Origin of the sequence: Rhodopila globiformis (genome assembly GCF_002937115.1) — a bacterium.
Lineage (GTDB): Bacteria > Pseudomonadota > Alphaproteobacteria > Acetobacterales > Acetobacteraceae > Rhodopila > Rhodopila globiformis.
The window spans coordinates 101,567-122,942 of the sequence record NZ_NHRY01000263.1; the positions used below are offsets into that span (position 1 = coordinate 101,567).

Below are 21,376 nucleotides of genomic sequence, written 5' to 3' on the forward strand. Positions count from 1 at the left end.
GACCTTCCGTCATGCCAGCGCTGCCGCCAGGGCCTCGGCGCTGCGGCCATTGGCGATCGCCGCCGAGCGGCCGTCCCAGTGGATGCCGTTGACCCGGGCGAAGGCGTGGCCGGCCTTCGGATAGACGTGGCAGGCGACGTGCGGATTCTCCTTGCTGGCCGAGACGACCTTGGCGCGGCCCTCGGCGGGGAAGTATTCGTCCTCGTCGGCGATATGACACAGCAGCGGCTTGCCGACCTTGCCAAGCTCGCCCAGCAGGTCGTCCAGGCCGACGCCGTAGTAGGAGACGTTGACGTCGGCGTCGGACTGCTCCGCCATCATGAACGCCAGGCGCCCGCCCAGGCAGTAGCCCATGGTGGCGACCTTGCCGTTCGAGCCTGGCAGAGTCCGGCAGGCGGCGACGGTGGCCTTCAGGTCCTCGACCCCCTTGGCCTGGTCGAATGTCTGGAACAGCTCGAAGGCGCGCTTCCATTCGGCGTCGGTCTTGTCGGTCAGGTCGATGCCCGGCTCGATCCGCCAGAACAGGTCCGGGCACACGGCGATGAAGCCCATGTCGGCAACCCAGGCGGCGGTGTCGCGCATCGCCTGGTTCACGCCGAAGATTTCCTGGATCAGGACGACGACCCCGGCCGGCTTCGCCTTCGGCTCCAGCACATAGGCCGAGAATTCGCCGCTGCCGTCGGTCGCCTTGATCGTGATGCTTGCCACGCCCTTCACTCCCCATGTCAGTCGTTACCGGGGATTGTTAGCGGCGTTTGGCCCCGACTGGAAGCGCGGGCGGGCGGGCGTCAGGCGCCCTTCTGCACCACGCCCTTCTGCACCACGCCCTTCTGCACCACGAGCGTCGTCCAGTTGCCCTGCGGCAGCATCCGCTCCAGCCGCAGGCCCTGGCGGCGATGCGCCGACAGCACCCAGCGCGCCTGGCTGGCCAGCAATCCGGCCAGGATCGCGGTGCCGCCCGGCGCGAGGTGCCGCGCGAGGTCCTTCGCCATCAGGCACAGCGGCCGCGCCAGGATGTTGGCGAACACCAGGTCATACGGCCCGCCGCGGCGCACCACCGGGTCCTGCCAGCCATCGGCCAATACCGGACGCACGCGGTGCCCGACGCCGTTCATCCGGGCATTGTCGCCGGCGACGCGCACCGACCAGGGATCGATGTCCGTCGCCAGCACCGTCCGGTTCAGCAGCCGCGCCGCCGCCATCGCCAGGATGCCCGATCCTGTCCCCAGGTCGAGGATACGCCGCGGCCGGCGGCGCGCCACGGTCTCCAGCGCCACCAGGCAGCCGCGGGTCGAGCCATGCTCGCCCGAGCCGAAGGCAAGGCCCGCATCCAGCGTCAGGGTGATCCGGTTCGGCGCCGCCGGATCGGCCTCATGCGTGCCGCGCACGGCGAAGCGCCGGCCGATCAACTGTTCGGGGAACGCTTCGTAGGTGCGGACGAGCCAGCCATCAGCCTCGGTCGCCTCGCGCCGCAACTCCGGCGCGATGCCGGTGACCGTGGCGGCCAGAGTCAGCGAGGCGGCCAGTTCGGATTCATGCACGCCGACGGGCTTGACGCCTTCGACCCGCCATGTGCCGGTCGCCTCGTCGAGGAAGAAGCCGACGGTCTGGCAGGCATTCGACAAAGCGGCTTCGAACGCCTCCAGGGCATGCTCCGGCACGGTGACGGAGACGGTTTCCAGGGGAATCGGGTGATTGGCCATCAGGCGCGCTCCATGAAGTTGATCGGCCGGCGCGCCGGCACCGCGATGGCGGAGAATGGCGGGTGCCGTTGCCTCTCCGTCCGTTCGCTCATCGTCCGTTGCCTCTCGGTCATGGCCGGGCGTGTCCGGGCCATCTGCGCTTCGACGGTGGAGGGATAGGTGACCGGGACACGCCCTACGGGATGCACACATTTCGGAAACGGTCCGCCGCTGCGTTTCCCTTTCGTCATGGCCCGGCTTGTCCGGGCCACCTATTCCAGCACTTGTGCCGCGACAGGTGGCCCGGACAAGCCGGGCCATGACGATGGGGGAACGCTCTTGGCGCCCAGGCAAGCACTTGATTTTACGGTCATTTCCCACTCGTTTCCAGGATGTGTGCATTGCGTAGGGACACGCCCGGCCATGACGATAGAGTGACGACCTCAAGAGTGGCGACCTTGAGAGTGGCTACCTTGCGCCGCGCGGCCATCGCTGCCTGCGAGACGGCATGTTCAGGCGCGCTCCACAAAGCGGTCGAGCACGCGCTTGTCGCCGGCGGTTTCGAAATGCACGTCCAGCTTGTCGTCATCGACCGCCTTGACCGTGCCGTAGCCGAATTTCTGGTGGAACACCCGCGCACCCACCGGAATCGAGTCGGTCCGCGCCGGGCGGCCGGGCTGTTCCCATACCTCGATCACCCGCGGCCGGCGGGCCTGGAGCGGGAACTGCGTCGGAAACGACGTCGCAGCGGCGACGCGCCGATCGCGGGCCATGCTGGAGGAATTGGCCTGCTGCACATGCTCCGCCGGAATTTCCTCCAGGAAGCGGCTCGGGATGCTGGGCTGCCAGTTGGCGTAGATGCGCCGGTTGGCGGCGTGGCTGACGATGGCGCGGCGACGGGCGCGGGTCAGGCCGACATAGGCCAGGCGGCGTTCCTCCTCCAGCCCCTTGTTGCCGTTCTCGTCCATCGCGCGCTGGTTGGGGAACACGCCTTCCTCCCAGCCCGGCAGGAAGACGGTGTCGAACTCCAGCCCCTTGGCGCCGTGCAGGGTCATCAGGCTGACTTTGGCGTCGTCCGGCTGTTCCTCGTTCTCGGTCACCAGGGCGACGTGGTCGAGGAATCCGGCCAGCGTCTCGAAATCGGCCAGGGCGCGGAGCAGTTCCTTCAGGTTCTCCAGCCGCCCGGGCGCCTCGGGCGATTTGTCCTGCTTCCACATCTCGGTGTAGCCGCTTTCGTCCAGCATGGCGGCGACGGTGACGACGTGGCCGTCCTTGCCCAGCAGGTCGCGCCACTGCGCCATCTGCCGCAGCAGCGTGCCGACAGCCTCCTTCACCTTGCCCTTCAGGCCGCCGGCCTCCACCAGCCGGCCGGCGGCGACGGACAACGGAATGCTCTGGCTGCGCGCCGCCTCATGCATCGTCCGCAGCGCCGCGTCGCCGACACCGCGGCGGGGGACGTTGACGATGCGCTCGAACGCCAGGTCGTCGGCCGGCTGCACCGTCGCGCGCATATAGGCGATGGCGTCGCGGATCTCGGCACGCTCATAGAAGCGCAGGCCGCCGACGACGCGGTAGGGCACGGCCAGGGTGATCAGCCGTTCCTCGAACGCCCGGGTCTGGAAGCCGGCGCGCACCAGGACGGCGATCTCCGCCAGGCTGTGGCCCTCGCGGCGCAGCTCCTCGATCTTGCCGCCAACCATGCGGGCTTCCTCGTCGGAGTCCCAGAGTTCGACGATGCTGACCTTCTCGCCCTTCTGCGCGTCCGTGCGGCCGGGGCGCAGGGTCTTGCCCAGCCGCCCCTCATTATGCGCGATCAACCCCGAGGCGGCGGCGAGGATCGGCGCGGTGGAGCGGTAGTTCGCTTCCAGCCGGATGATGCGGGCGCCCTCGAAGTCCTTCTCGAAGCGCAGGATGTTCTCCACCTCGGCGCCGCGCCAGGAATAGATCGACTGGTCGTCGTCGCCGACGCAGCAGATGTTGCGGTGGCCCTGGGCGAGCAGGCGCAGCCAGAGGTACTGGATCAGGTTGGTGTCCTGGTACTCGTCCACCAGGATGTAGCGGAAACGCCGGTGGTAGTCGGCCAGGATGTCGGGGTTGGTACGCAGGATCTCGGTCACGTGCAGCAGCAGGTCGCCGAAATCCGCCGCGTTCAGGGTGCGCAGCCGCTCCTGGTACAGCGTGTAGAGCAGCCGTGCCTTGCCGTTGGCGTAGTCGGAGTCCTCGGCCAGGGTGATCCGCGCCGGGGTCAGGCCGCGGTCCTTCCAGTGCTGGATCACGCCCATCATCCCGGGCGGCGCCCAGCGCTTGGTGTCGATGCGCTCGGCCTCCATCACCTGCTTCAGCAGGCGGAGCTGGTCGTCGGTATCGAGGATTGTAAAATTTGCCGACAGCCCGGCGTGCTCGGCGTGGCGGCGCAGCATGCGGGCGCACAGGGCGTGGAAAGTGCCGAGCCACAGGCCCTCGGCCGGCTGGCCGATGATGGCGCTGACCCGCTCGCGCATCTCGCGCGCGGCCTTGTTGGTGAAGGTGACGGCCAGCACCTGGTTGGGGAAGGCGCGCCGGGTCAGCAGGATGTGGGCGAAGCGCGTGGTCAGCACGCGCGTCTTGCCGGTGCCGGCGCCGGCCAGCACCAGCAGCGGGCCATCGATGGTTTCGACCGCCGCCCGCTGCTCGGGGTTGAGGCGGGCGAGGTAGTCGGCGGGAGGGGGAACGGGCGTTTGCACTCCGGGGATATAGGGCAGTTCCGGGACGCGTGGAAACCTGGGGATCGCGCTCCGGGACTCGTGGGGGCCCAGACCTGGTGCCGCCCGCTGGCAAGTCCGCCTTCCTGTCCCCAGCCCTTGCGGCGCGCGGCAGTGCCGACCGGGGGGCGGGCTGCAGGCCCGGCCCCGCAACACCAGCACTATGGCACAAAACGAAGACACAAGGGTCACGAAGGGTGTCAACGAGTCAGGCAATGAAGCAGTGCGGTCCCGCCTTCAGGCACGCGCATATAGGCATCCGGGCAGGCCTGCGCTGATGCTGCGATGCCTCACCCCGATCATGCGGTCGGTCAGGTCCCAATCCGCCATCAAGGTCCGGTCTCCGTGGCCCTTGTGTGGTCCTTCACCTTCCTCCGTGTTAAAAATTACGCAAGCATAAGCAAGCGCGGGCGTGTCCGGATGGCGCCGGCACCATCGGCCACGTCCAAAAGGGCCGATTCTTCCGGCGCGCGCCATCAGGCGTGTCTCAACCATCCACCCCCCACCGTCGAAGCGCAGATGGCCGGGACACGTCCAGCCATGACGGAGGGGCAACGGACCGGGCGCCAGATCCGTCTCCACCCGGAAGCCCCCGGCTGCTCGGGCGCCGCGGCATCAAAGCCCCTCGGCCGCCTTCCGGACCGCCTCGGCCGTGCGCAGATAATCCTCGAGGTCCCGGTCCTCGGGCGCCGCGAGCACGTGCTGGACCCCGGCGTCGCGATATGTCCCCAGCACCGTGCGGACATCGCCGGTGCTGGCGGCGCTGACCGTGGCACGGACGGAAATCGTGAACTCCTCGCCCGGCCGTTCCGCGCGCAGGCGCTTCACCCAGCCGGCGGCCTTGTCCGGCGCGATCCGGCTGCCGTGCCAGCCGTCGAACCGCAACGCCCGCCGGATCGCCGCGTCCGACGAGCCGCCGATCCAGACCGGTATCGGCCGGACGGGTTGCGGCAGCGTGCGCATGGCGCTGATCGTCGCGGGGATCCATGTGCTTTCGAAGGTCACCGGGTCCTGCGACCAGACGGCGCGCATCATCGCGATGCCCTCGTCCATGCGCCGCCCGCGCTGCCTGAACGGCACGCCCAGGGCGTCGAACTCGGCCTCCAGCCAGCCGACGCCGGCGCCCAGGATCAGGCGGCCGTCCGACAGGTTCTGCAAGGTCGCCAGCTCCTTCGCCAGCGGCAGCGGATGGCGCAGCGGCAGCACCAGCACCGAGGTGCCGAGTCGCACCCGGCGCGTCACCGCCGCCGCCCAGGCCAGGCACAGCACCGGGTCCCAGAAGTTCGGCGTCGGCGGGTAGGGCGCATCGGCGGGAACGATGATGTGTTCGCTGACCCAGACGTCGTCGTAGCCCAGCTCCTCGGCCTGGACCGCGGCGCGGCGGATGCTGTCGGGTCCGGCCTTGCGTCCGATGTGTGGCAGATGAACACCCAGCTGCATTTTCCGTCTCCTCCGGCTTGTCCGGCCAGGGTGGCGCGTCGTCCGGCCTGCGTCCACCCTTGCGCCGCGCCCGTCGCCTGCGCCACTTTGCGCGCACGAAAAGCTGACAGGGGTGATCCGATTCCTACCACCGAGCCACTGAAACGTCCGCGCAGGGCGCCGCGCAAGATCAAGCCGGCGGCGGCGCCTGTCGCCGAGGTGACGTTCGAGCCGCTGAAGACCGAGCGCCTGACCCTGCGCCCCCTGAAGCCGGACGACGCCGAGTCGATGCACCGGCTGATCAACGACTGGGAGGTCACGCGCACCCTCGCGGAAGTGCCCTATCCCTACCCGCGCTCCCTGGCCGACGAGTGGATCGAAACGACGATCGAGGAACTGGCCGCCGGCGACGCCTGGCACCTGGCGATCACCGGGCACGAGGGCGAGCGGGAGATGCTCATCGGCGTCGTCGGCCTGCGGCTTGACAAGTCCGGCCGCACCGGCCGCCTGGGCTACTGGGTCGGCCGCGCCTACTGGCGGCACGGCGTGGCGACCGAGGCGGCGAAGCGGCTGACAAGCTGGGCGTTCGCCAACCTGCCGCTGGACCTGATCACCGCCGAGGTGACCGAAGGCAACGAACCCTCCCGCGCGGTGCTGCGCCGCATCGGCTTCCGCCAGGTCGGCATTGGCATGCGGGCGTCGGTCACAACCGGGCAGGAGCACATGGTGACGGTGTTCGAGGCAACCCGCGACGACGTCTTCGGCCGTATCGAGCCACCCAAGCCCGAACCGGCGCCGCCGGCGGACGACGCCAAGCCGATGCTGCTGGTGGTGGCTTGCGCCCTGGTCGACATCGACCAGCGGGTGCTGCTGGCGCGCCGGCCCGAGGGCAAGAAGATGGCCGGGCTGTGGGAATTCCCCGGCGGCAAGATACGTCCGGGCGAGACGCCCGAGGCCGCGCTGATCCGCGAGCTGAAGGAAGAAATCGGTATTGACGTAGCCGCAACGTGTCTGGCCCCGTTCGCCTTCGCGTCGCATGATTACGGCACCTTCCACCTGCTGATGCCGCTGTTCATCTGCCGCCGCTGGAAGGGCACGCCGACACCGCTGGAGAACCAGACCCTGACCTGGGTCAGGGCCACGAAACTGACCGACTACGAGATGCCGCCTGCCGACAAGCCGTTGATTCCCCTGCTGCGAGACTTTCTCTAGAGGACGCCTCCATGCCCGCGAACAATCCCACCGCCTGCCTGCTGGTCATCGGCAACGAGGTGCTGTCCGGCCGCACCCGCGACGCCAACATCCAGTTCCTGGCGACGGGATTGGGCAACCTGGGGATTCCCCTGCGCGAGGTGCGGATCATTCCCGACGTGCGCGAGACGATCGTCGACACGGTGAACGAGGTGCGGCGGACGTTCGACTACGTTTTCACCACCGGCGGCATTGGCCCGACGCACGACGACATCACCAGCGAATGCGTCGCCGCCGCGTTCGGCGTGCCGTGGGAGCATCATCCGGTGGCGTGGCCGCGCATGGAGGCCGCCTACAAGCCGGGGGAGTTCAACACCGCCCGGCAGCGCATGGCGACGATGCCGCGCGGCGCGACGCTGATCGAGAACGACATCAGCGTGGCGCCCGGCTTCCAGTTGGAAAACGTCTATGTCATGGCCGGCGTGCCACGGATCATGCAGTCGATGTTCACCTGGCTGGCGCCGCGGCTGCAGGGCGGGGCGAAGATCGAGATGCGGGCGGTGCATGTCTTCGGCCTGCCCGAGGGCGTGCTGGCGGAAGGGCTGGAGGCGGTGCAGGCGCGCCATCCGGACCTGGACATCGGCAGCTACCCGTTCTACCGCACCGGCTCGCACGGCGTGACGCTGGTCGCCAAGGGGCCGGATGCGGCGGCGGCGGACCGGGCGATCGCCGAGGTGACGGAGCTGATCGCTGGTTTCGGCAAAGTGCCAATTCCCGGGGAGCCGCCGGAGCTGAGCGCAGGGGAGGGGCCGGAGGAGTAGAGCCGGCCGTTGCTCCCTCGTCATGGCCGGGACGCGCGGCATCGCTATCAGGACAAGACGTCTGGCGGAGCAAGGTCTTCTCCCTCACCGTCATGGCCGGGCGTGTCCCTACGCAATGCACACATCCTGGAAACGAGTCGGAAATGACCGTAAAATCAAGTGCTTGCCTGGGCGCCAAGAGCGTTCCCCCATCGTCATGGCCCGGCTTGTCCGGGCCACCTGTCGCGGCACAAGTGCTGGAATAGGTGGCCCGGACAAGCCGGGCCATGACGAAAGGGAAACGCAGCGGCGGACCGTTTCCGAAATGTGTGCATCCCGTAGGGCGTGTCCCGGTCACCTATCCCTCCACCGTCGAAGCGCGGATGGCCGGGACACGCTCGGCCATGACGAGGGAGCGACGAACCTGGCGTCAAATCCTGCTCCGTCCACGGCCTCATCTTGATACCCATGGACACGCCCGGCCATGACGAAGGAGCGACGGCCGCCGAAGCAACGAGAGACAGGACAGGATCAGGTATAGGCCCCCAGGTGGCAGCCGAAAGCGTCGGGTGGCTGCATCAGGTTCTCGCCCGGCACCACTTCCAGAACGTCATAGTAATCGTCCGGCCCCTTCATTTCGCTCTTTTTCTTGCCGCGCACGATGATGACCGGCCGCACCAGTTGATGGTCCGCCGCCCTGAACCAGACCTCGCCCACCGTGGACTGGACGTGCTGGCCGGCTTCATACGCCTTGATCACGTCCACCGGATAGAAGGATTTCGCCCGCTCCACCGCATCGGCCCACATCGCCACCTGCATGTAGGCCGAGTTGGCCGGCCATTCCGGCTTGTAGCCGTATTTCTTGTCGAACGCCGCAACGAACCCCTTGGCGACCGGGAAACGGTCTTCCAGCGTCCACCAGAAATCGGTTGCCGCATAGACGCCCTGCATGATGTCGGGCCCCACGTCCCGTGCCAGGAACGGCGTGTTGTACGCCATGACCAGCGTCATCTTGTCCAGGACGCCGAACTGTTTGGCCTGCTTGATCGACTGCACGGCGTCGTTGCCGAAGGCGATGTTGATGAAGACGTCGGCGCCGCTGTTGGCGATGTTCAGCATGTAGGAACTGAAGTCGGAGGCGCCCAGCGGGTACACCTGGTTGGTGGCGACCGTCCAGCCGCCCTTGCGCAGGAATTCCTGCGTCGACTGCCGCACAGTGTGGCCATACGTGTAGTCCGGCGTCAGGAACGCGATCTTCTTGTTCCTGCCGATCGACTTGATCAGCACCGGACTCAGCGCGTTGGCGGCGGTATAGGCATAGAAACACTGGCGGAACGAATAGCGCGAGCAGTCCTTGCCGGTGGTATCGTTTGAACCGCTGACTCCCGGTAGGTACAGCACCTTCTCCCGTTCCGCGAGCTTGTTGAGCGCCACCGCAACCGCCGAGGACACCGATCCGCAGATCATGATCGCCTTGTCCTCGCTGATGAACCGCGATTGCGCCTGCACGGCGGCATTCGGCTTCGCCTCGGAATCGGCGACGCCGTGCTTCACCTCCTTGCCCAGCACCCCCTTGGTGGTATGCGGCGAAATCTGCCGGATCAGGGGATCGCCGTTGTTCAGTTGCTCGATTGCCAGTTCAAACCCCTTCAGCTCATCCTCGCCGGGCGCGGCATAGGTGCCGGTGCGGGGCAGGCAGATCCCGACGAAGACCGACGAGCCGGAGACGCCGGCCGGCCAGGTCCCGAGCGGTGGCTGCTCCGCGGCGAACGCGCCGCGCGGCAAGGCCGCCTGCAACAGGCCGCCCGCGAATGCCCCGGCCCCCGCCCGCAACAGGCCGCGGCGGGACGCGGCCGACACCGTGCGTGGATACGCCATCCTGAAACCTCCCAGTTCTGTTGTTTTGTCTTTTGCTTGTTTTGCTGTTTGGAAAATATATATTCCGGCTCGGCAGTAAACGCAGCCAGATATTCGGGCCGCCGCCGCGTTCGGCAAGGCCCCTGGCAATCGACAGTGACAAGGTGGGTTGCACGGGGAACTACAAATGATGGCGAGTCCGTCGCCTTGCGCCCGCCGCGCACCAATCGATCATTTGCGGCCGGCCCCTTTTGCGATCTACCTGCTCAACCAAACGGCGGCGCAGCGGTCGCCGGGCCGCGATCTTTGGCGGAAAACAGGGGGCAGCGAAATGAACCAGGGGACGGACAGCGGCGCCGTGCCGCGCCGGTGGATGCTCGGCACGGGTCTCGGTCTTGCCGGCGGCCTTGTGCTGGCCGGGAAGGGACGCGCGGCCGGCACGCCCACCACGATCGGGACCTTCCCCGCCGGGGTCGGCGCCGACTCCGTCATGGTCGGCATCACCACGCCGCTGACCGGTCCCTATTCCGCGGACGGCAAGGACGAGCAGCTCGGCTACGAGCTGGCGATTGCCGCGATCAACGCCGGCAGCCCGATCGTGCAGAAATGGGGGCTGACGGGCAAAGGCGTTCTCGGCAAGGCCGTGAAATACAAGATCGCCGACTCGCAGACCAAGCCGAACGTAGCGGTGCAGGCGCAGACAGGTTTCATCCAGAACGACAAGGCGATTATGATCACCGGTTGCGTCAGCAGCGCCACCGCCATCGCGCTGGAGGAACTCGCGCAGCGCGACAAGGTGCTGAACATGGTCGGGCTGTCGGGCTCCAACGACACCACCGGCAAGAACTGCCAGCGCTACGGGTTCCGCTCGCAGCCGTCCGCCTACATGGCCTGCAAGGCGCTGGCCCCGGTGGTGGCGAAGTCGCTCGGCAAGAACCTGAAGGCGGCCTATCTTGTCCCCGACTACACCTATGGCCATTCCGTCTTCAATTCGTTCTCCGAGTTCTCGAAGCAGCACGGCTGGTCGGTCGCGACCGAGCAGGTGGTTCCGCTGGGCACCAACGATTTCAGTTCCGCGCTGCTGAACATCGCCAACAGCGGCGCCGATGTCTTCGTCAACGTCACGTTCGGAGCCGATGCCGTCGCCTCGACCAAACAGGCGGATCAGTTCGGCGTGCTGAAGAAGATGAAAATGGTGGTGCCGAACATCTCCTCCTTCCAGGCCAGGGAGACCGGCGCCCAGCTGATGCAGGGCGTCTACGGCACGCTCGATTTCTGGTGGACGCTGGAGGACCGCTACCCGCTCGCCAGGGATTTCGTGACGGCTTTTCTGCAGAAGCACGGCTATCATCCGCGCTGGGGCGCGCACATCGCCTATATGCAGATGCTGATCTGGGCGGTGGCGGTGGAACGTGCCAAAACCTTCAACCCGGTCGCGGTGATCAAAACGCTGGAGGCGTCGAAGTCGGACCCGTTCGATACCACCCTGGGCAAGGTCTGGTACCGCGCCGAGGACCATCAACTGGTGCGCCCGGTGCCGGTGGTCGTCGGCAAGGCGCCCGCGGCGATGAAGAATCCCGACGACTTCTACGACGTGGTGGAGGTCGTGGCCGGCGAGGACACCATGAGCCCGCCCGACGAGTTCGGCTGCCACCTCGGCCCGTACACCTGAAGGCGGCCGGCACGCCATGCCAAGCGGCGCGCTGCTGCTATCCCAGGCGTTCAACGGGCTGGCGCTCGGATCGCTGCTGGCGCTGGTCAGCAGCGGCCTGACGATCATCCTCGGCACGCTGGGCGTACTGAATTTCGCCCATGGCGCCCTGTTCATGCTGGGCGCCTATGCGGTCTTCGTCGTGCTGCAGGCCACCGGGTCGTTCCTGCTCGCCCTGGCGGCGGGATGCGCCTTCATGCTGCTGGTCGGCCTGGTGATCGAGCGGGGGATCGTCCGCCTGTTCTACCAGCGCCCGCCGGAGGACCAGATCCTGGTCACGTTCGGCATCGGCATCGTGCTGGTGGAGGCGGTGCGCGCCTGGTTCGGCGGCGACACGCAACATGTGCCGGTGCCGGCCTGGGGCCAGGGCGTCACCCAGATGGGCTTCCTGATCTATCCGACCTACCGGCTGCAAGTCATCGGCATCATTGCCGTGACGCTGGTGATCCTCTGGTTCGTCCTGTACCGCACCGCCATCGGCCTCGTGGTGCGCGCCGGGATCGAGAATCCCACCATGGTCGGCATCCTGGGCATCAACGTGCGCCGCACCTTCCTGCTGGTGTTCGCCGTCGGCGTCACCGCGGCCGGGTTCGCCGGCATGATCTATGCGCCGATCATTGCGGTGACGCCGGACATGGGCGACACGTTCCTGGTGGAGTCGTTCGTGGTGATCGTCATCGGCGGCCTGGGCTCGTTTCCCGGCGCTGTCGTCGGCGGCCTGATCGCCGGCGAGATCGTCAGCCTGACCAGCGCCTTCAACTCGGCCTACTCCGACGTCATGCTGTACGCCGTCATGGCATTGCTGCTGACGGTGTATCCGCAGGGCCTGTTCGGCACGGAAGGGCGGGTATGAGACGCATGGGCGCTGACAGAGGGACGGCTGTTGCCCCTCCGTCATGGCCGGGCGTGTCCCATGCGTATCAGGATAGGCGAACCGGCGGAGCAAGGGCTTCTCCCCATCGTCATGGCCGGGCGTGTCCCTACGGGATGCACACATCTCGGAAACAAGTCGGAAATGACCGTGAAATCAAGCGCTTGCCTGACCGCCGAGAGCGTTCCTCCATCGTCATGGCCCGGCTTGTCCGGGCCACCTATTCCAGCACGTGTGCCGCGACAGGTGGCCCGGACAAGCCGGGCCATGACGAAAGGGAAACGCCGCGGCGGACCGTTTCCGAGATGTGTGCATCCCGTAGGGCGTGTCCCGGCCATCCACCCCCCACCGCCGAAGCGCAGATGGCCGGGACACGCCCGGCCATGACGGTGAGGGAGAAGCCCTTGCTCCACCAGCCGCTTATCCTGATACGCATGGGGACACGCCCGGCCACGACGATGGGGCAACGGACCCGGCGCCAAATCCTCCTGCAGCCGCCGGCCTATGCTGATAGGCACGGAGCCAGACCCGGCTACCACCCTGTGGGAACGACCACGTTCTATGACCCTTATGCCAACGCCCCTAAGCCTCCGCCTGCCCTGACGCCGAGAGGTCCGCCTCCCAACGGCCAGTCCCAAGGACGGCCGGCATGAGACGGATTCCGCTCCTGCCGGAAATCGCGCTCGCCGCGGTGCTGATCGTCCTGCCGTTCCTGCTGCCGCATGTCGGCGGCTCGCTCGACATGGCGCAGCGCGTGCTGGACTGGGGCATCCTCGGCCTCGGGTTCGACCTGCTGTTCGGCTGGACCGGGCTGCTTTCCTTCGGCCAGGCGGCGTTCTACGGAACCGGTGGCTTCGTCGCTGCCTGGCTGCTGGTCAACAACGTGCTGGGCAGCGTCTGGGTCGCCCTGGCCCTCGGCACGATCGCCGCCGGCCTGTTCGGGATCGTTGTTGGCTGGCTGGCGGTGCGCCGCATCGGCATCTACTTCGCCATGATCACCCTGGCGTTCGGCCAGATGGCCTATTTCCTGGAGAACTCGCCTCTGTCCGCCTACACCGGTGGCGAGAACGGCCTGCCCGGCGTGCCGGTGCCGCGGCTGGGATGGGGCGCATCGGCGATTGCCCTTTCGCCCGGCCTGCCGCTGTACGGCGTGCTGGCAGCCTTCTTCTTCGTCGGCTTTCTGCTGGCCCGCCGGATCACCCGGTCGCCGTTCGGCGTGATCCTGCGCGCGATCAAGGAGAACACGCCGCGCGCCGCGATGCTGGGACACGCAGTCCCCCGCTACAAGCTGGCGGCCTTCGTGATCGCCGCCCTCTATGCCGGGCTGGCCGGCGGGCTGCTCGGCGTCCTGCAAAGCTACATGCCGCCGGATGCCTTCGCGCTCGACACGTCGGGCCAGCTTGTGGTCCAGACGGTCATCGGCGGCGTGGGCACCCTGATCGGGCCGATGCTCGGCGCCGCGCTGTGGCTGTGGCTGCGCGACAACCTCCAGTCCATTCCGGGGATCGGCGCGCTGTGGAAGCTGATTCTCGGATTGATTTTCATCGGCCTGGTCATTGCCCTGCGGCGTGGCATCGCCGGCGAGATCCGCCACCGCTGGCGCCACCGGCCGATCGGCGCCGATACGGTGCAGCCCGGTCCCGCCGCGGTGGCCGCCGCCCCCGGCCTGCCGCTGTTCGCCCCGCTGGTTCGCGCCGCGCCCGCGGTGCCGGCCCTGGAAGCGCGCGCCCTGTCGAAACGCTACGGCGGCCTGCGCGCCGTGGAGGATGTTTCCTTCGCGATCCGGCCGAATTCCATCCACGCCGTCATCGGTCCCAACGGCGCCGGCAAGAGCACCCTGTTCAAGATGCTGCTGGACGAAGTCCACCCCACGACCGGGGACGTGCACCTGTTTGGGCGCCGGGTCACCGGCCTTGGCCCCTGCCGCGCGGCCCAGCTTGGCATCGGCAAGAGCAACCAGTTGAACACGCTGTTTCCCGACCTCACCCCGCGGGAGAGCCTGCGCATCGCCGCCCTGGCGCGGCGGCGTGGCGCCTTCCGGCTCGACCTGATGCGCCGTGCTGACGGCATTGCCGCGGTGGAGCGCCAGGTGGCCGCGACGCTGGCGGTGGTTGAGCTGGAAGCGCGCGCCGAGGTTCCGGCGCATAGCCTGGCCTACGGCGAGAAGCGGCGGCTGGAAATCGGCATGGCGCTGGCGACCGGCCCGACGGTCCTGCTGCTGGACGAACCGCTGGCCGGCATGAGCCCGACCGAGCGCACCGCCACCCGGTCGCTGATCCGGACCATCGGCCGCGACCGCACGCTGGTGATCATCGAGCACGACATGGACGCGGTGTTCGAACTGGCCGAGCGCGTCACGGTGCTTTACGACGGCCGGCTGCTGGCCGACGGCACGCCGGAGCAGATCCAGCAAAGCCAGGCCGTGCAGGACGCTTACCTGGGAGGCATGCGCGAGCGTCATGAGCCTGCTCGAGGTTGACGCGATCAACAGTTTCTACGGCGACAGCCACATCCTGTTCGACGTGTCGCTGCGCGTCGAGGAGAACGAGGTCGTCGCCCTGCTCGGCCGCAACGGCGCGGGAAAGACGACGACCCTGCGCAGCATCATGGGCGTGCTGCCGCCGGCGAGCGGCCACATCCGGCTGGGTGGCCAGGCGATCCAGGGCCTGCCGCCCCACGCGATCGCGCGGATGGGGATGCAGCTTGTGCCGGAGGAACGCGCGATCTTCGGCGGGCTGACGGTGGAGGAGAACCTGCGGATCGCCGCCCTGACCGCGCCGGACGCCTGGCCGTTCGACCGCATCTACGCGGTGTTTCCGCGGCTGGCGGAACGGCGCAAGTCGGCCGGACGGGCGCTGTCGGGTGGCGAGCAGCAGATGCTGGCGATCGCCCGGGCGCTGATCCGCGACGCGCGGATCATTCTGCTGGATGAACCGTTCGAGGGACTGGCGCCGCTGATCGTGCGGGACCTGGTGCGTGTCAGCCGCGAGCTCGCCCGGCAGGGGCGCACGATTGTGGTTGTCGAGCAGAATGTCGTGGCGGCGCTCAGCTTTGCCGATCGGGTGTACGTGCTGAACAACGGCCACGTGGTGTGGAGCGGGAGCCCGGATGCCTTGCAGGGCGATCCAGCGCTGATGAAGACGCATCTCGGGGTTTGAGGTCTTCGCGGCCGCGCGGGAGCGGCACGAAAGGCGGGGCCGATTGCCGAAGCCGCCGGCGACGGGAAGGAGCGGGCGGCCTGGCCCGTTGCCCCACCGTCATGGCTAGTACAGCCCGCCGGAAATGCCGCCCCCGTTGGATGGGGCAGAAAGCCCGCCGCCCTTGCCCCTGGCCGCCATTGGCAGGGGATGGAAATCGGGGGCTGAAGCCGTGGCGGTGGCAGCGCCCTCCGGAACCGTCCGTGCCTGCGCATTCTTCCTTGATTTTCAACACGGAGAAAGCGGAGGTCCACGAAGCGCCACGGAGACCGGACCTTGCTGGCGAGCCGGGACCGGACAAGCCGCATTCCTGGGCCGGCCATCCACGCCTTCTGTGATCAGCACGAGGCGTGGATGGTGGCCCGGAGCCTGTGCCCGGGCTTGTCCCGGGTAGCCGCCATGACGGGGAAGCCTCGATGCGCCGATCCGGCGGATCGGTGATTTCGCCGCAGATCCGTTGTACCTGGCGCACGGCCTGCGCCACATCGTTGGCTGACTCGTTCACACCCTTCGTGGTCTTCGGTGGTCCTTCGGGTTCTCCGTGTTGAAAATCGGTCGCCAATCCAGGCTCTGCCGCTGCCTTGTCCCCCGGGAGACGACACTGCCGCTCGTCGCAAGAGCCCAGCAGGGAAAGGGGGCGGGATCTCCGGCGACCGGTACTGGCCGCCCCCGAGGTCGGTCCGCGGACGCGGGGAGCCAAGACTCCGTCCCACCGTCATGGCCGTTGCCCGGTCCGTCATGGCCCGGCTTGTCCGCATATGCTCTAAAGCAGACTGCACAGGCCGGGTGGGACGAGACGACGGCGCGTTTTCATCGTCATGGCGGTTGGAGCGTCCGTGCGGTAATGGGAGCGGCCATGTTGCAGCAGGCCCCAAGGCTACGGCGTGGCCGCGAACGCGCCATACACCCGGCTGGCCGGCTGGAACGCGCCATAGGCCGTCCGGGCGGCGGTGAAGTCGCCATAGGCGATCTGTGCCGGACGTGACGGCCGCAGGTCCGGGCCCTGCCAGCGTGCCATCACCAGCGTGCGATAGGCCTCGCCCAGCGCCGGGGTCTCGGAATGATAGGCGGCGATCGCATGCGGCCAGTCCCGCGCCTCGGCGAACAGGGCGTTCAGGAAACGCGCGGCATAGGCGGCGTTGCTGCGAGGATTGAAGGCCTCCTGCAGCGAGGCGAACGCATGCGGATGATACATCAGGTTGATCTGCATGCAGCCGACGTCGATCGACTGCACGCCGCGCGCCTGCAAGGCCTCGACCGCCGCGATCGCCTGGTCCTGCGTGTCGAAGAAGTGGCCTTCGCCTTCGGCGTTGATCGTCCAGGGCCAGGCGCGCACCGCGCCGGTCCGGGGATCGATCCGCCCGCTCTCGACCAGGCTGATGGCGTGCATCAGGCGCGGCGGCAGGCGGCCGGCGGACTCCGCCGCCGTCACCGCGGCTTTGCACAGGCTGGCCGGATCAGCCCTGGCTTCGGCCCGGCGCGATGCCGCAGCGGCCCGTGTCCAGGCAGCCGCCGGTCGCGGCACCACCTGCGCCAGCGTTATCGGCCGGACGGTCGCCACACCCGAAGCGGCATCCTGGTCCGCCCAGGCAAGTCCGGGCAGCATCAGCAAAAGGCAGAGGAACAGTTGCATAATCAAAACATCTATACAAGGAACCGCGCGCTTGACCAGAGCAATCAGCACGACTTACCGTTATTGTACCATCATGACAACATCTGCCGGCGTGCCGTCTGTCAAATTTGCTTGCCGTGGCCCGGATTTTGCCAACATCGGCGATTTGAGCGGCCGAGATTGTCACGTTCCGCATCTGATGATGCCATACCACGCTCTCGTGATCCCGCGCCCGCGAGCTTTACGATAACACGTCATGTGACGAAACATGTATCTTCCACCTTTACATACGGAAGCGAGACAGCATGCCGCGGGGCCAGGCGGTCACTTCGGAAACAACACAACCAGCACGTGATGATCCGGGCGGCGTGGCGCGTGTCAGCCTGGACGATCTGTCGCGCATGCCGCCACAGCGCTTGGCGCGCCTGCTGCTGGAGCGGGCGGTCGAGGACCCGACCCTGCTCAGCCGCCTGTATGAGACGGTGGATGATCGCACCGCCGCGCCGGGGCCGTCCGCGCCGGCGATCATCGGTGACAGTCCGGCGATGCGGCAGGTCGCCGCGTTGCTTGCCCGCTTCGGTCAGACCGACGAACCCGTGCTGATCACCGGCGAAAGCGGCACCGGCAAGGAACTGCTGGCGCGGGCAATCCACGACGGTTCGGCCCGCGCCCGCGGACCGTTCGTGGCGGTGAACTGCGCCGCGATCCCGTCCGGACTGGTCGCATCGGAACTGTTCGGCTACGAGAGAGGCGCTTTCACTGGCGCGGCGGCGCGCAGCGTCGGCCAGATCGAATATGCCAACGGCGGCACCTTGTTCCTGGACGAAATCGGCGACATGCCGATCGATCTTCAAGCGCATTTGTTGCGATTTTTGCAGGAAGGCCAGATCCGCCGCGTCGGCGGGCGCGAGACCATCACCCTGAATGTCCGTATTGTTTCCGCAACAAACGTCCGGCTCGCCCAGGCCATCGCCGAGGGACGCTTCCGCGAGGACCTGTATTACCGCCTGAATGTGCTGACCCTGCCGGTTCCGCCGCTGCGCGATCGGCCGGACGATATCCCGCAACTCGCGCTGCATTTTCTGCGCCTCGCCGCACGCGATTTCAACCGGCCGGTGGAAGGATTCGCGCCCACGGCGATGGCGACGCTCCGGCGCTATCGCTGGCCGGGCAACGTGCGGGAACTGATGTCGGTGGTCCGCCGCGCGGTGGTCATCGGCGACGGTCCGCTGGTCCAGCCCGACACGCTCATCGGCCTGGACGACCGCCTCGACAGCCCGCCGCCGGCCGCCGCCGCGTTGCGGCCCGGGTCCGCCGAGGAACGCACGGCCCTGGTGCAGGCGCTGGAGCAAATGCAGGAGAACATCACCTCGACGGCGGAGGCGTTGCACGTCTCACGCGTCACGTTGTACCGCATGCTGCGCCGGCACGGCATCGTCCTCAAGCGCGGCCTCGCGCCGGCGCCGGTGGCCCGAGGCCGCGGCGCGGCCGGATAGCGGTCAGGGCGCCGATCGGAGGTGGATCAGCGCCAGGATCTCGGCAAGCGTCTCGCGGGGCTCCGACACCCAGCCGCCGTCACAGGCCGCCAGGGTCCAGACCGATCGTTCAGCCACGATCAGCCAGGTTGCCCGCGGCTTGCCTTTTTCGAACACACCGAGGATGGTGCGATCACCGGGCACGCGCCATGCCCGCGGCGACAGGTCGAGTACGGTATCGATATGATCCGCCGCCGCGAGCCAGGCCGCGAGACTTGCCCGGCTTGCCTGATCGAGCGCCATGAGTGTTTCCGCATGCTGCATCCAGAATGCCCCGCCGCACTCAGGTTTGAAACGAATACGCAGACGATATGCTAGAGTGTCGCTTCGACTGTTCGTGGGGTGCCCGCAAATGTCATGCCAATGCGGCCCCAGCACTTCGCCCCGAGCACTTCACCCCGAGCACTTCGCCCCGGGCACTTCGCCTCCCAAGTCCGGGCAGGGAAACTGGCATGCCAATTGCGACCCGGTCCTGGCCTCACCCGCGTTCATCAGCCATACAGGTTCGATCATGAAACCTCTTGTTCTTGTTTGCCTCAGTGCCAGTGCTGTCCTGGCCTGCGGCGCTGTTCTCCGCCCCGCCATGGCGGCGCCGTTCTGCCTGACCAGCCAGGTGCTGCAACCGCAATGCATCTATTACGATGCGCAACTGTGCGCCCGTGATGCGGCGCAGCAGAAGAACGCGGTCTGCTCGGCCAATCCGGCGGAAATGCCGCTCAGCGCCAACGTCGGCCAGTACTGCGTAGTTACGTCCGCGCGCAGTTCCAATTGCACCTATGCCGATCGGCAGACCTGCGCTCGGGCGGCGACGGAACAGCGCGGGACTTGCGTGATTGCGCCGACGCGGCAGTCCGTTGGTGCGCCGGACCCGTATTCGGCGCAGAACGGATTCTGATCCGGGTCTTCGTCCCCGGTCGGATCGCGGCGCCGGAGCATCCGGCGCCGCGACCGTATCAAGGCGTGGCTGCGGCGGGGGCCGTGACCACGGACCCGGTGGTCGGGTTGTTGATGATGTAGGAGAAGCCGAAGCTCGGGTTGGCGAACTGGCCGATATACTGGTTATAGAACTTGTAGACCTCGGCGACACCCAGTTTCGGCACGTACACCACGTCGTACGGCGCGAGCCGGACATCCGCGGCCGGGTCCTTGCCCTCGCTGACCTGCCGCCACTTGACCGAGAGGAATTCCGGCTTGTCGCCGGGGCCGCGGCGGATGATGTAGACGGAGGACTCGTCGCTGCTGAGCTTGGTGCCGCCGGCGCGGGCGATCGCCTGCGACAGGGTCAGGGTCGGCCCCACGGTAATGAACTCGCCAGGCGTATTGACTTCGCCACCGACATAAACCCGCGTCGGCGCGAACGATTTCACCACCACCGAGACGCGCGGGTTCTGCAGTTCCTTGGCGTAGGACCTGCGCAGGGTCGCGGCCAGCTCCGCCGGGGTGACGCCATAGGCCTTGGCATCCGGCACCACCGTGGTGGAGATGTGACCGTCGGGCCGCACGGTCACTTCCTCATTCAGTTCCGGGTTCAGCAGCAGGCGCACTTCCAGCACGTCGCCGACCTGGATGCGATAGGGCGGCAGATTGGCGGAAAAGCTCTCTGGTGGTGGCTCGGGCGGGGCGGGCGGCAGGTTCGGCACCAGGGAGCAGGCGGCCAGCACGACGGTCGAGGCCAGGACCACCCCGGCCGGAACCGCAATGCGGCGGCGCCTTGTCGGCAAGGCCGATTCGTTCACTGGTCGAACCATGGAAGCGACGTGTTGAGTCATGTATGTGAACCTTTGCGGGGATGGTCAGCGAAGTCGTTCGAACCCGTAGGAGGCAATTTCTTCTGGACGCAGTCTTTCGCTCCCACCGCTCATGGGCGTGAAGCGGGTGAAACAATCACAGTCTGATCACAGCAAAGGCCGTGCCAACGCTTTGACCCGGACGGGGACCGGAGTTTGCAATGGAATCGCGTGTAACGGACGATACCGCCTGTTCAAGTCAGCGTGGTTTACGTAATGGTATCGTCAAGTGTGCCATCGCTGCATCAATAGGGCGGATAGGCCGGCGCATAGCCGGACCGTGGCGGCACCCAGTCGCCGGCCGCGCTTGCGCCCGGGCTGCCGCCGTTGCTGTCACCAATCGCCCGGTCGATGTAATTGCGGCTCTGCACCAGGTCGTTGCCGCCCAGCGCATCCAGCGCCCGCGCCACGTCCTGTGCCGCGCGGCTGGCCACCACCGCTTCGTCGGCGGCGCCAACCGGACGGAACACCAGCTGGAGCTGGACCTGCTGCAGCAGGCGGCGGGCGCCCTCGATCCGTCCGGCGGCCAGCGCCGAGCGGGCCGCGAACAGCCGGCGCAACCACGGCGACGGCGCGCGCACCGGCCGCTCGGCCGGCGGCGGCGGCAGTTCGGCCGGCGGCGCAGCGGGGGCTGCCTGACGCAGGCGCGCCAGGACCGACTGGGCGTCCTCCGTCTCCGGCCGAGGCCTCGGCGACACCGGCAGATAGCGTGTCGCCAACTCATGCCGTTCGGGCGAACCCTGTCGCCGCTCGGGCGTGGCGGCACCGTGCCGGCCGGTGGCCTGCGGCGTGGGAGGCTGCGCCAGGTTCGGCGGCAATGGCTGTGGCCGGGGCGGCGGCGGGACCTGCGCCACCAGCGGGGCGGAGGCGCCCGGTTGCTCCGCGGAGGCGGCTGCCTGCGGCCGGGCGGCCGGCGGCACCGCGGCCGGCGGCGCCTCGGGCGCCTGGGAACGAGCCGCCGCCTGGGAACGAG

Annotated in this window: 16 protein-coding genes and 1 pseudogene; 8 read left to right on the forward strand and 9 right to left on the reverse strand. The window is 67.8% G+C overall.

Going from position 1 to position 21,376, the window contains the following annotated elements; all coding sequences use genetic code 11:
• Nucleotides 1-9: 9 nt before the first annotated feature.
• The 4 genes from CCS01_RS28905 to CCS01_RS28920 form a co-directional block, all read right to left on the reverse strand.
• Nucleotides 10-708, reverse strand: a complete 699-nt coding sequence (locus tag CCS01_RS28905; RefSeq protein WP_104522250.1) for a dienelactone hydrolase family protein — start codon at nucleotides 706-708, stop codon at nucleotides 10-12.
• An 80-nt stretch (nucleotides 709-788) separates the two neighbouring features.
• Complete coding sequence (locus CCS01_RS28910; RefSeq protein ID WP_104522232.1) at nucleotides 789-1,703, reverse strand: 50S ribosomal protein L11 methyltransferase; 915 nt, start codon at nucleotides 1,701-1,703, stop codon at nucleotides 789-791.
• A 491-nt stretch (nucleotides 1,704-2,194) separates the two neighbouring features.
• The gene (locus CCS01_RS28915) at nucleotides 2,195-4,405 is read right to left on the reverse strand and encodes an ATP-dependent helicase (protein ID WP_104522233.1); all 2,211 of its coding nucleotides are present in this window, start codon (nucleotides 4,403-4,405) and stop codon (nucleotides 2,195-2,197) included.
• A gap of 633 nt (nucleotides 4,406-5,038) precedes the next feature.
• Nucleotides 5,039-5,863: a TIGR03619 family F420-dependent LLM class oxidoreductase gene (locus CCS01_RS28920; protein ID WP_104522251.1), complete on the reverse strand. Its 825-nt coding sequence runs from the start codon at nucleotides 5,861-5,863 to the stop codon at nucleotides 5,039-5,041.
• Nucleotides 5,864-6,061: 198 nt separating this feature from the next.
• Between CCS01_RS28920 and CCS01_RS28925 the strand changes: the two genes are divergently transcribed.
• Entirely contained in the window at nucleotides 6,062-7,054 is a 993-nt protein-coding gene (locus tag CCS01_RS28925; protein WP_239992446.1) for a bifunctional GNAT family N-acetyltransferase/(deoxy)nucleoside triphosphate pyrophosphohydrolase, read from the forward strand.
• An 11-nt stretch (nucleotides 7,055-7,065) separates the two neighbouring features.
• Nucleotides 7,066-7,854: a competence/damage-inducible protein A gene (locus tag CCS01_RS28930; RefSeq protein ID WP_104522234.1), complete on the forward strand. Its 789-nt coding sequence runs from the start codon at nucleotides 7,066-7,068 to the stop codon at nucleotides 7,852-7,854.
• Nucleotides 7,855-8,364: 510 nt separating this feature from the next.
• On the opposite strand, the gene CCS01_RS28935 is transcribed toward CCS01_RS28930, so the two are convergent.
• Nucleotides 8,365-9,711 (reverse strand): substrate-binding protein, encoded by a 1,347-nt coding sequence (locus CCS01_RS28935; protein ID WP_104522235.1) that lies wholly within the window; start codon nucleotides 9,709-9,711, stop codon nucleotides 8,365-8,367.
• Nucleotides 9,712-10,021: 310 nt separating this feature from the next.
• On the opposite strand from CCS01_RS28935, the gene CCS01_RS28940 reads away from it, so the two are divergent.
• The 4 genes from CCS01_RS28940 to CCS01_RS28955 all read left to right on the forward strand — a co-directional run bounded on the left by CCS01_RS28940 (nucleotide 10,022) and on the right by CCS01_RS28955 (nucleotide 15,430).
• The gene (locus tag CCS01_RS28940) at nucleotides 10,022-11,362 is read left to right on the forward strand and encodes a substrate-binding protein (protein WP_104522236.1); all 1,341 of its coding nucleotides are present in this window, start codon (nucleotides 10,022-10,024) and stop codon (nucleotides 11,360-11,362) included.
• Between the two features lie 16 nt (nucleotides 11,363-11,378).
• Nucleotides 11,379-12,254, forward strand: coding sequence for a branched-chain amino acid ABC transporter permease (locus CCS01_RS28945; protein WP_104522237.1), 876 nt, complete (start codon nucleotides 11,379-11,381; stop codon nucleotides 12,252-12,254).
• A gap of 667 nt (nucleotides 12,255-12,921) precedes the next feature.
• Entirely contained in the window at nucleotides 12,922-14,751 is a 1,830-nt protein-coding gene (locus tag CCS01_RS28950; RefSeq protein ID WP_104522238.1) for a branched-chain amino acid ABC transporter ATP-binding protein/permease, read from the forward strand.
• Entirely contained in the window at nucleotides 14,732-15,430 is a 699-nt protein-coding gene (locus tag CCS01_RS28955; RefSeq protein WP_104522239.1) for an ABC transporter ATP-binding protein, read from the forward strand. The genes CCS01_RS28950 and CCS01_RS28955 overlap by 20 nt, the downstream gene beginning before the upstream one ends.
• A gap of 916 nt (nucleotides 15,431-16,346) precedes the next feature.
• Here CCS01_RS28955 and CCS01_RS28960 read toward each other — a convergent pair.
• The gene (locus CCS01_RS28960; RefSeq protein ID WP_239992443.1) at nucleotides 16,347-17,102 is read right to left on the reverse strand and encodes a transglycosylase SLT domain-containing protein; all 756 of its coding nucleotides are present in this window, start codon (nucleotides 17,100-17,102) and stop codon (nucleotides 16,347-16,349) included.
• A 347-nt stretch (nucleotides 17,103-17,449) separates the two neighbouring features.
• On the opposite strand from CCS01_RS28960, the gene CCS01_RS28965 reads away from it, so the two are divergent.
• Entirely contained in the window at nucleotides 17,450-18,577 is a 1,128-nt protein-coding gene (locus CCS01_RS28965) for a sigma-54 interaction domain-containing protein (protein WP_239992444.1), read from the forward strand.
• A gap of 3 nt (nucleotides 18,578-18,580) precedes the next feature.
• Here the strand turns inward: CCS01_RS28965 and CCS01_RS28970 are convergent, their stop codons facing one another.
• The gene (locus tag CCS01_RS28970) at nucleotides 18,581-18,859 is read right to left on the reverse strand and encodes a hypothetical protein (protein ID WP_104522240.1); all 279 of its coding nucleotides are present in this window, start codon (nucleotides 18,857-18,859) and stop codon (nucleotides 18,581-18,583) included.
• 268 nt (nucleotides 18,860-19,127) lie between these two features.
• Between CCS01_RS28970 and CCS01_RS28975 the strand changes: the two genes are divergently transcribed.
• Nucleotides 19,128-19,511 (forward strand): hypothetical protein, encoded by a 384-nt coding sequence (locus CCS01_RS28975; protein WP_146102017.1) that lies wholly within the window; start codon nucleotides 19,128-19,130, stop codon nucleotides 19,509-19,511.
• A 58-nt stretch (nucleotides 19,512-19,569) separates the two neighbouring features.
• Here the strand turns inward: CCS01_RS28975 and CCS01_RS28980 are convergent, their stop codons facing one another.
• Together CCS01_RS28980 and CCS01_RS34040 are read right to left on the reverse strand one after the other, a co-directional pair.
• Complete coding sequence (locus tag CCS01_RS28980; protein ID WP_158258664.1) at nucleotides 19,570-20,352, reverse strand: polysaccharide biosynthesis/export family protein; 783 nt, start codon at nucleotides 20,350-20,352, stop codon at nucleotides 19,570-19,572.
• Nucleotides 20,353-20,648: 296 nt separating this feature from the next.
• Nucleotides 20,649-21,376, reverse strand: a pseudogene (locus CCS01_RS34040) (hypothetical protein); the annotation flags it as partial.

What these genes read in the sequence shown, in the direction of transcription:
- CCS01_RS28960 (WP_239992443.1), bottom strand. Translation starts at nt 17,102, where the DNA reads ATGCAACTGTTCCTCTGCCTTTTGCTGATGCTGCCCGGACTTGCCTGG.
- CCS01_RS28945 (WP_104522237.1), top strand. Translation starts at nt 11,379, where the DNA reads ATGCCAAGCGGCGCGCTGCTGCTATCCCAGGCGTTCAACGGGCTGGCG.
- CCS01_RS28950 (WP_104522238.1), top strand. Translation starts at nt 12,922, where the DNA reads ATGAGACGGATTCCGCTCCTGCCGGAAATCGCGCTCGCCGCGGTGCTG.
- CCS01_RS28930 (WP_104522234.1), top strand. Translation starts at nt 7,066, where the DNA reads ATGCCCGCGAACAATCCCACCGCCTGCCTGCTGGTCATCGGCAACGAG.
- CCS01_RS28970 (WP_104522240.1), bottom strand. Translation starts at nt 18,859, where the DNA reads ATGGCGCTCGATCAGGCAAGCCGGGCAAGTCTCGCGGCCTGGCTCGCG.
- CCS01_RS28920 (WP_104522251.1), bottom strand. Translation starts at nt 5,863, where the DNA reads ATGCAGCTGGGTGTTCATCTGCCACACATCGGACGCAAGGCCGGACCC.
- CCS01_RS28975 (WP_146102017.1), top strand. Translation starts at nt 19,128, where the DNA reads ATGAAACCTCTTGTTCTTGTTTGCCTCAGTGCCAGTGCTGTCCTGGCC.
- CCS01_RS28940 (WP_104522236.1), top strand. Translation starts at nt 10,022, where the DNA reads ATGAACCAGGGGACGGACAGCGGCGCCGTGCCGCGCCGGTGGATGCTC.
- CCS01_RS28935 (WP_104522235.1), bottom strand. Translation starts at nt 9,711, where the DNA reads ATGGCGTATCCACGCACGGTGTCGGCCGCGTCCCGCCGCGGCCTGTTG.
- CCS01_RS28910 (WP_104522232.1), bottom strand. Translation starts at nt 1,703, where the DNA reads ATGGCCAATCACCCGATTCCCCTGGAAACCGTCTCCGTCACCGTGCCG.
- CCS01_RS28955 (WP_104522239.1), top strand. Translation starts at nt 14,732, where the DNA reads ATGAGCCTGCTCGAGGTTGACGCGATCAACAGTTTCTACGGCGACAGC.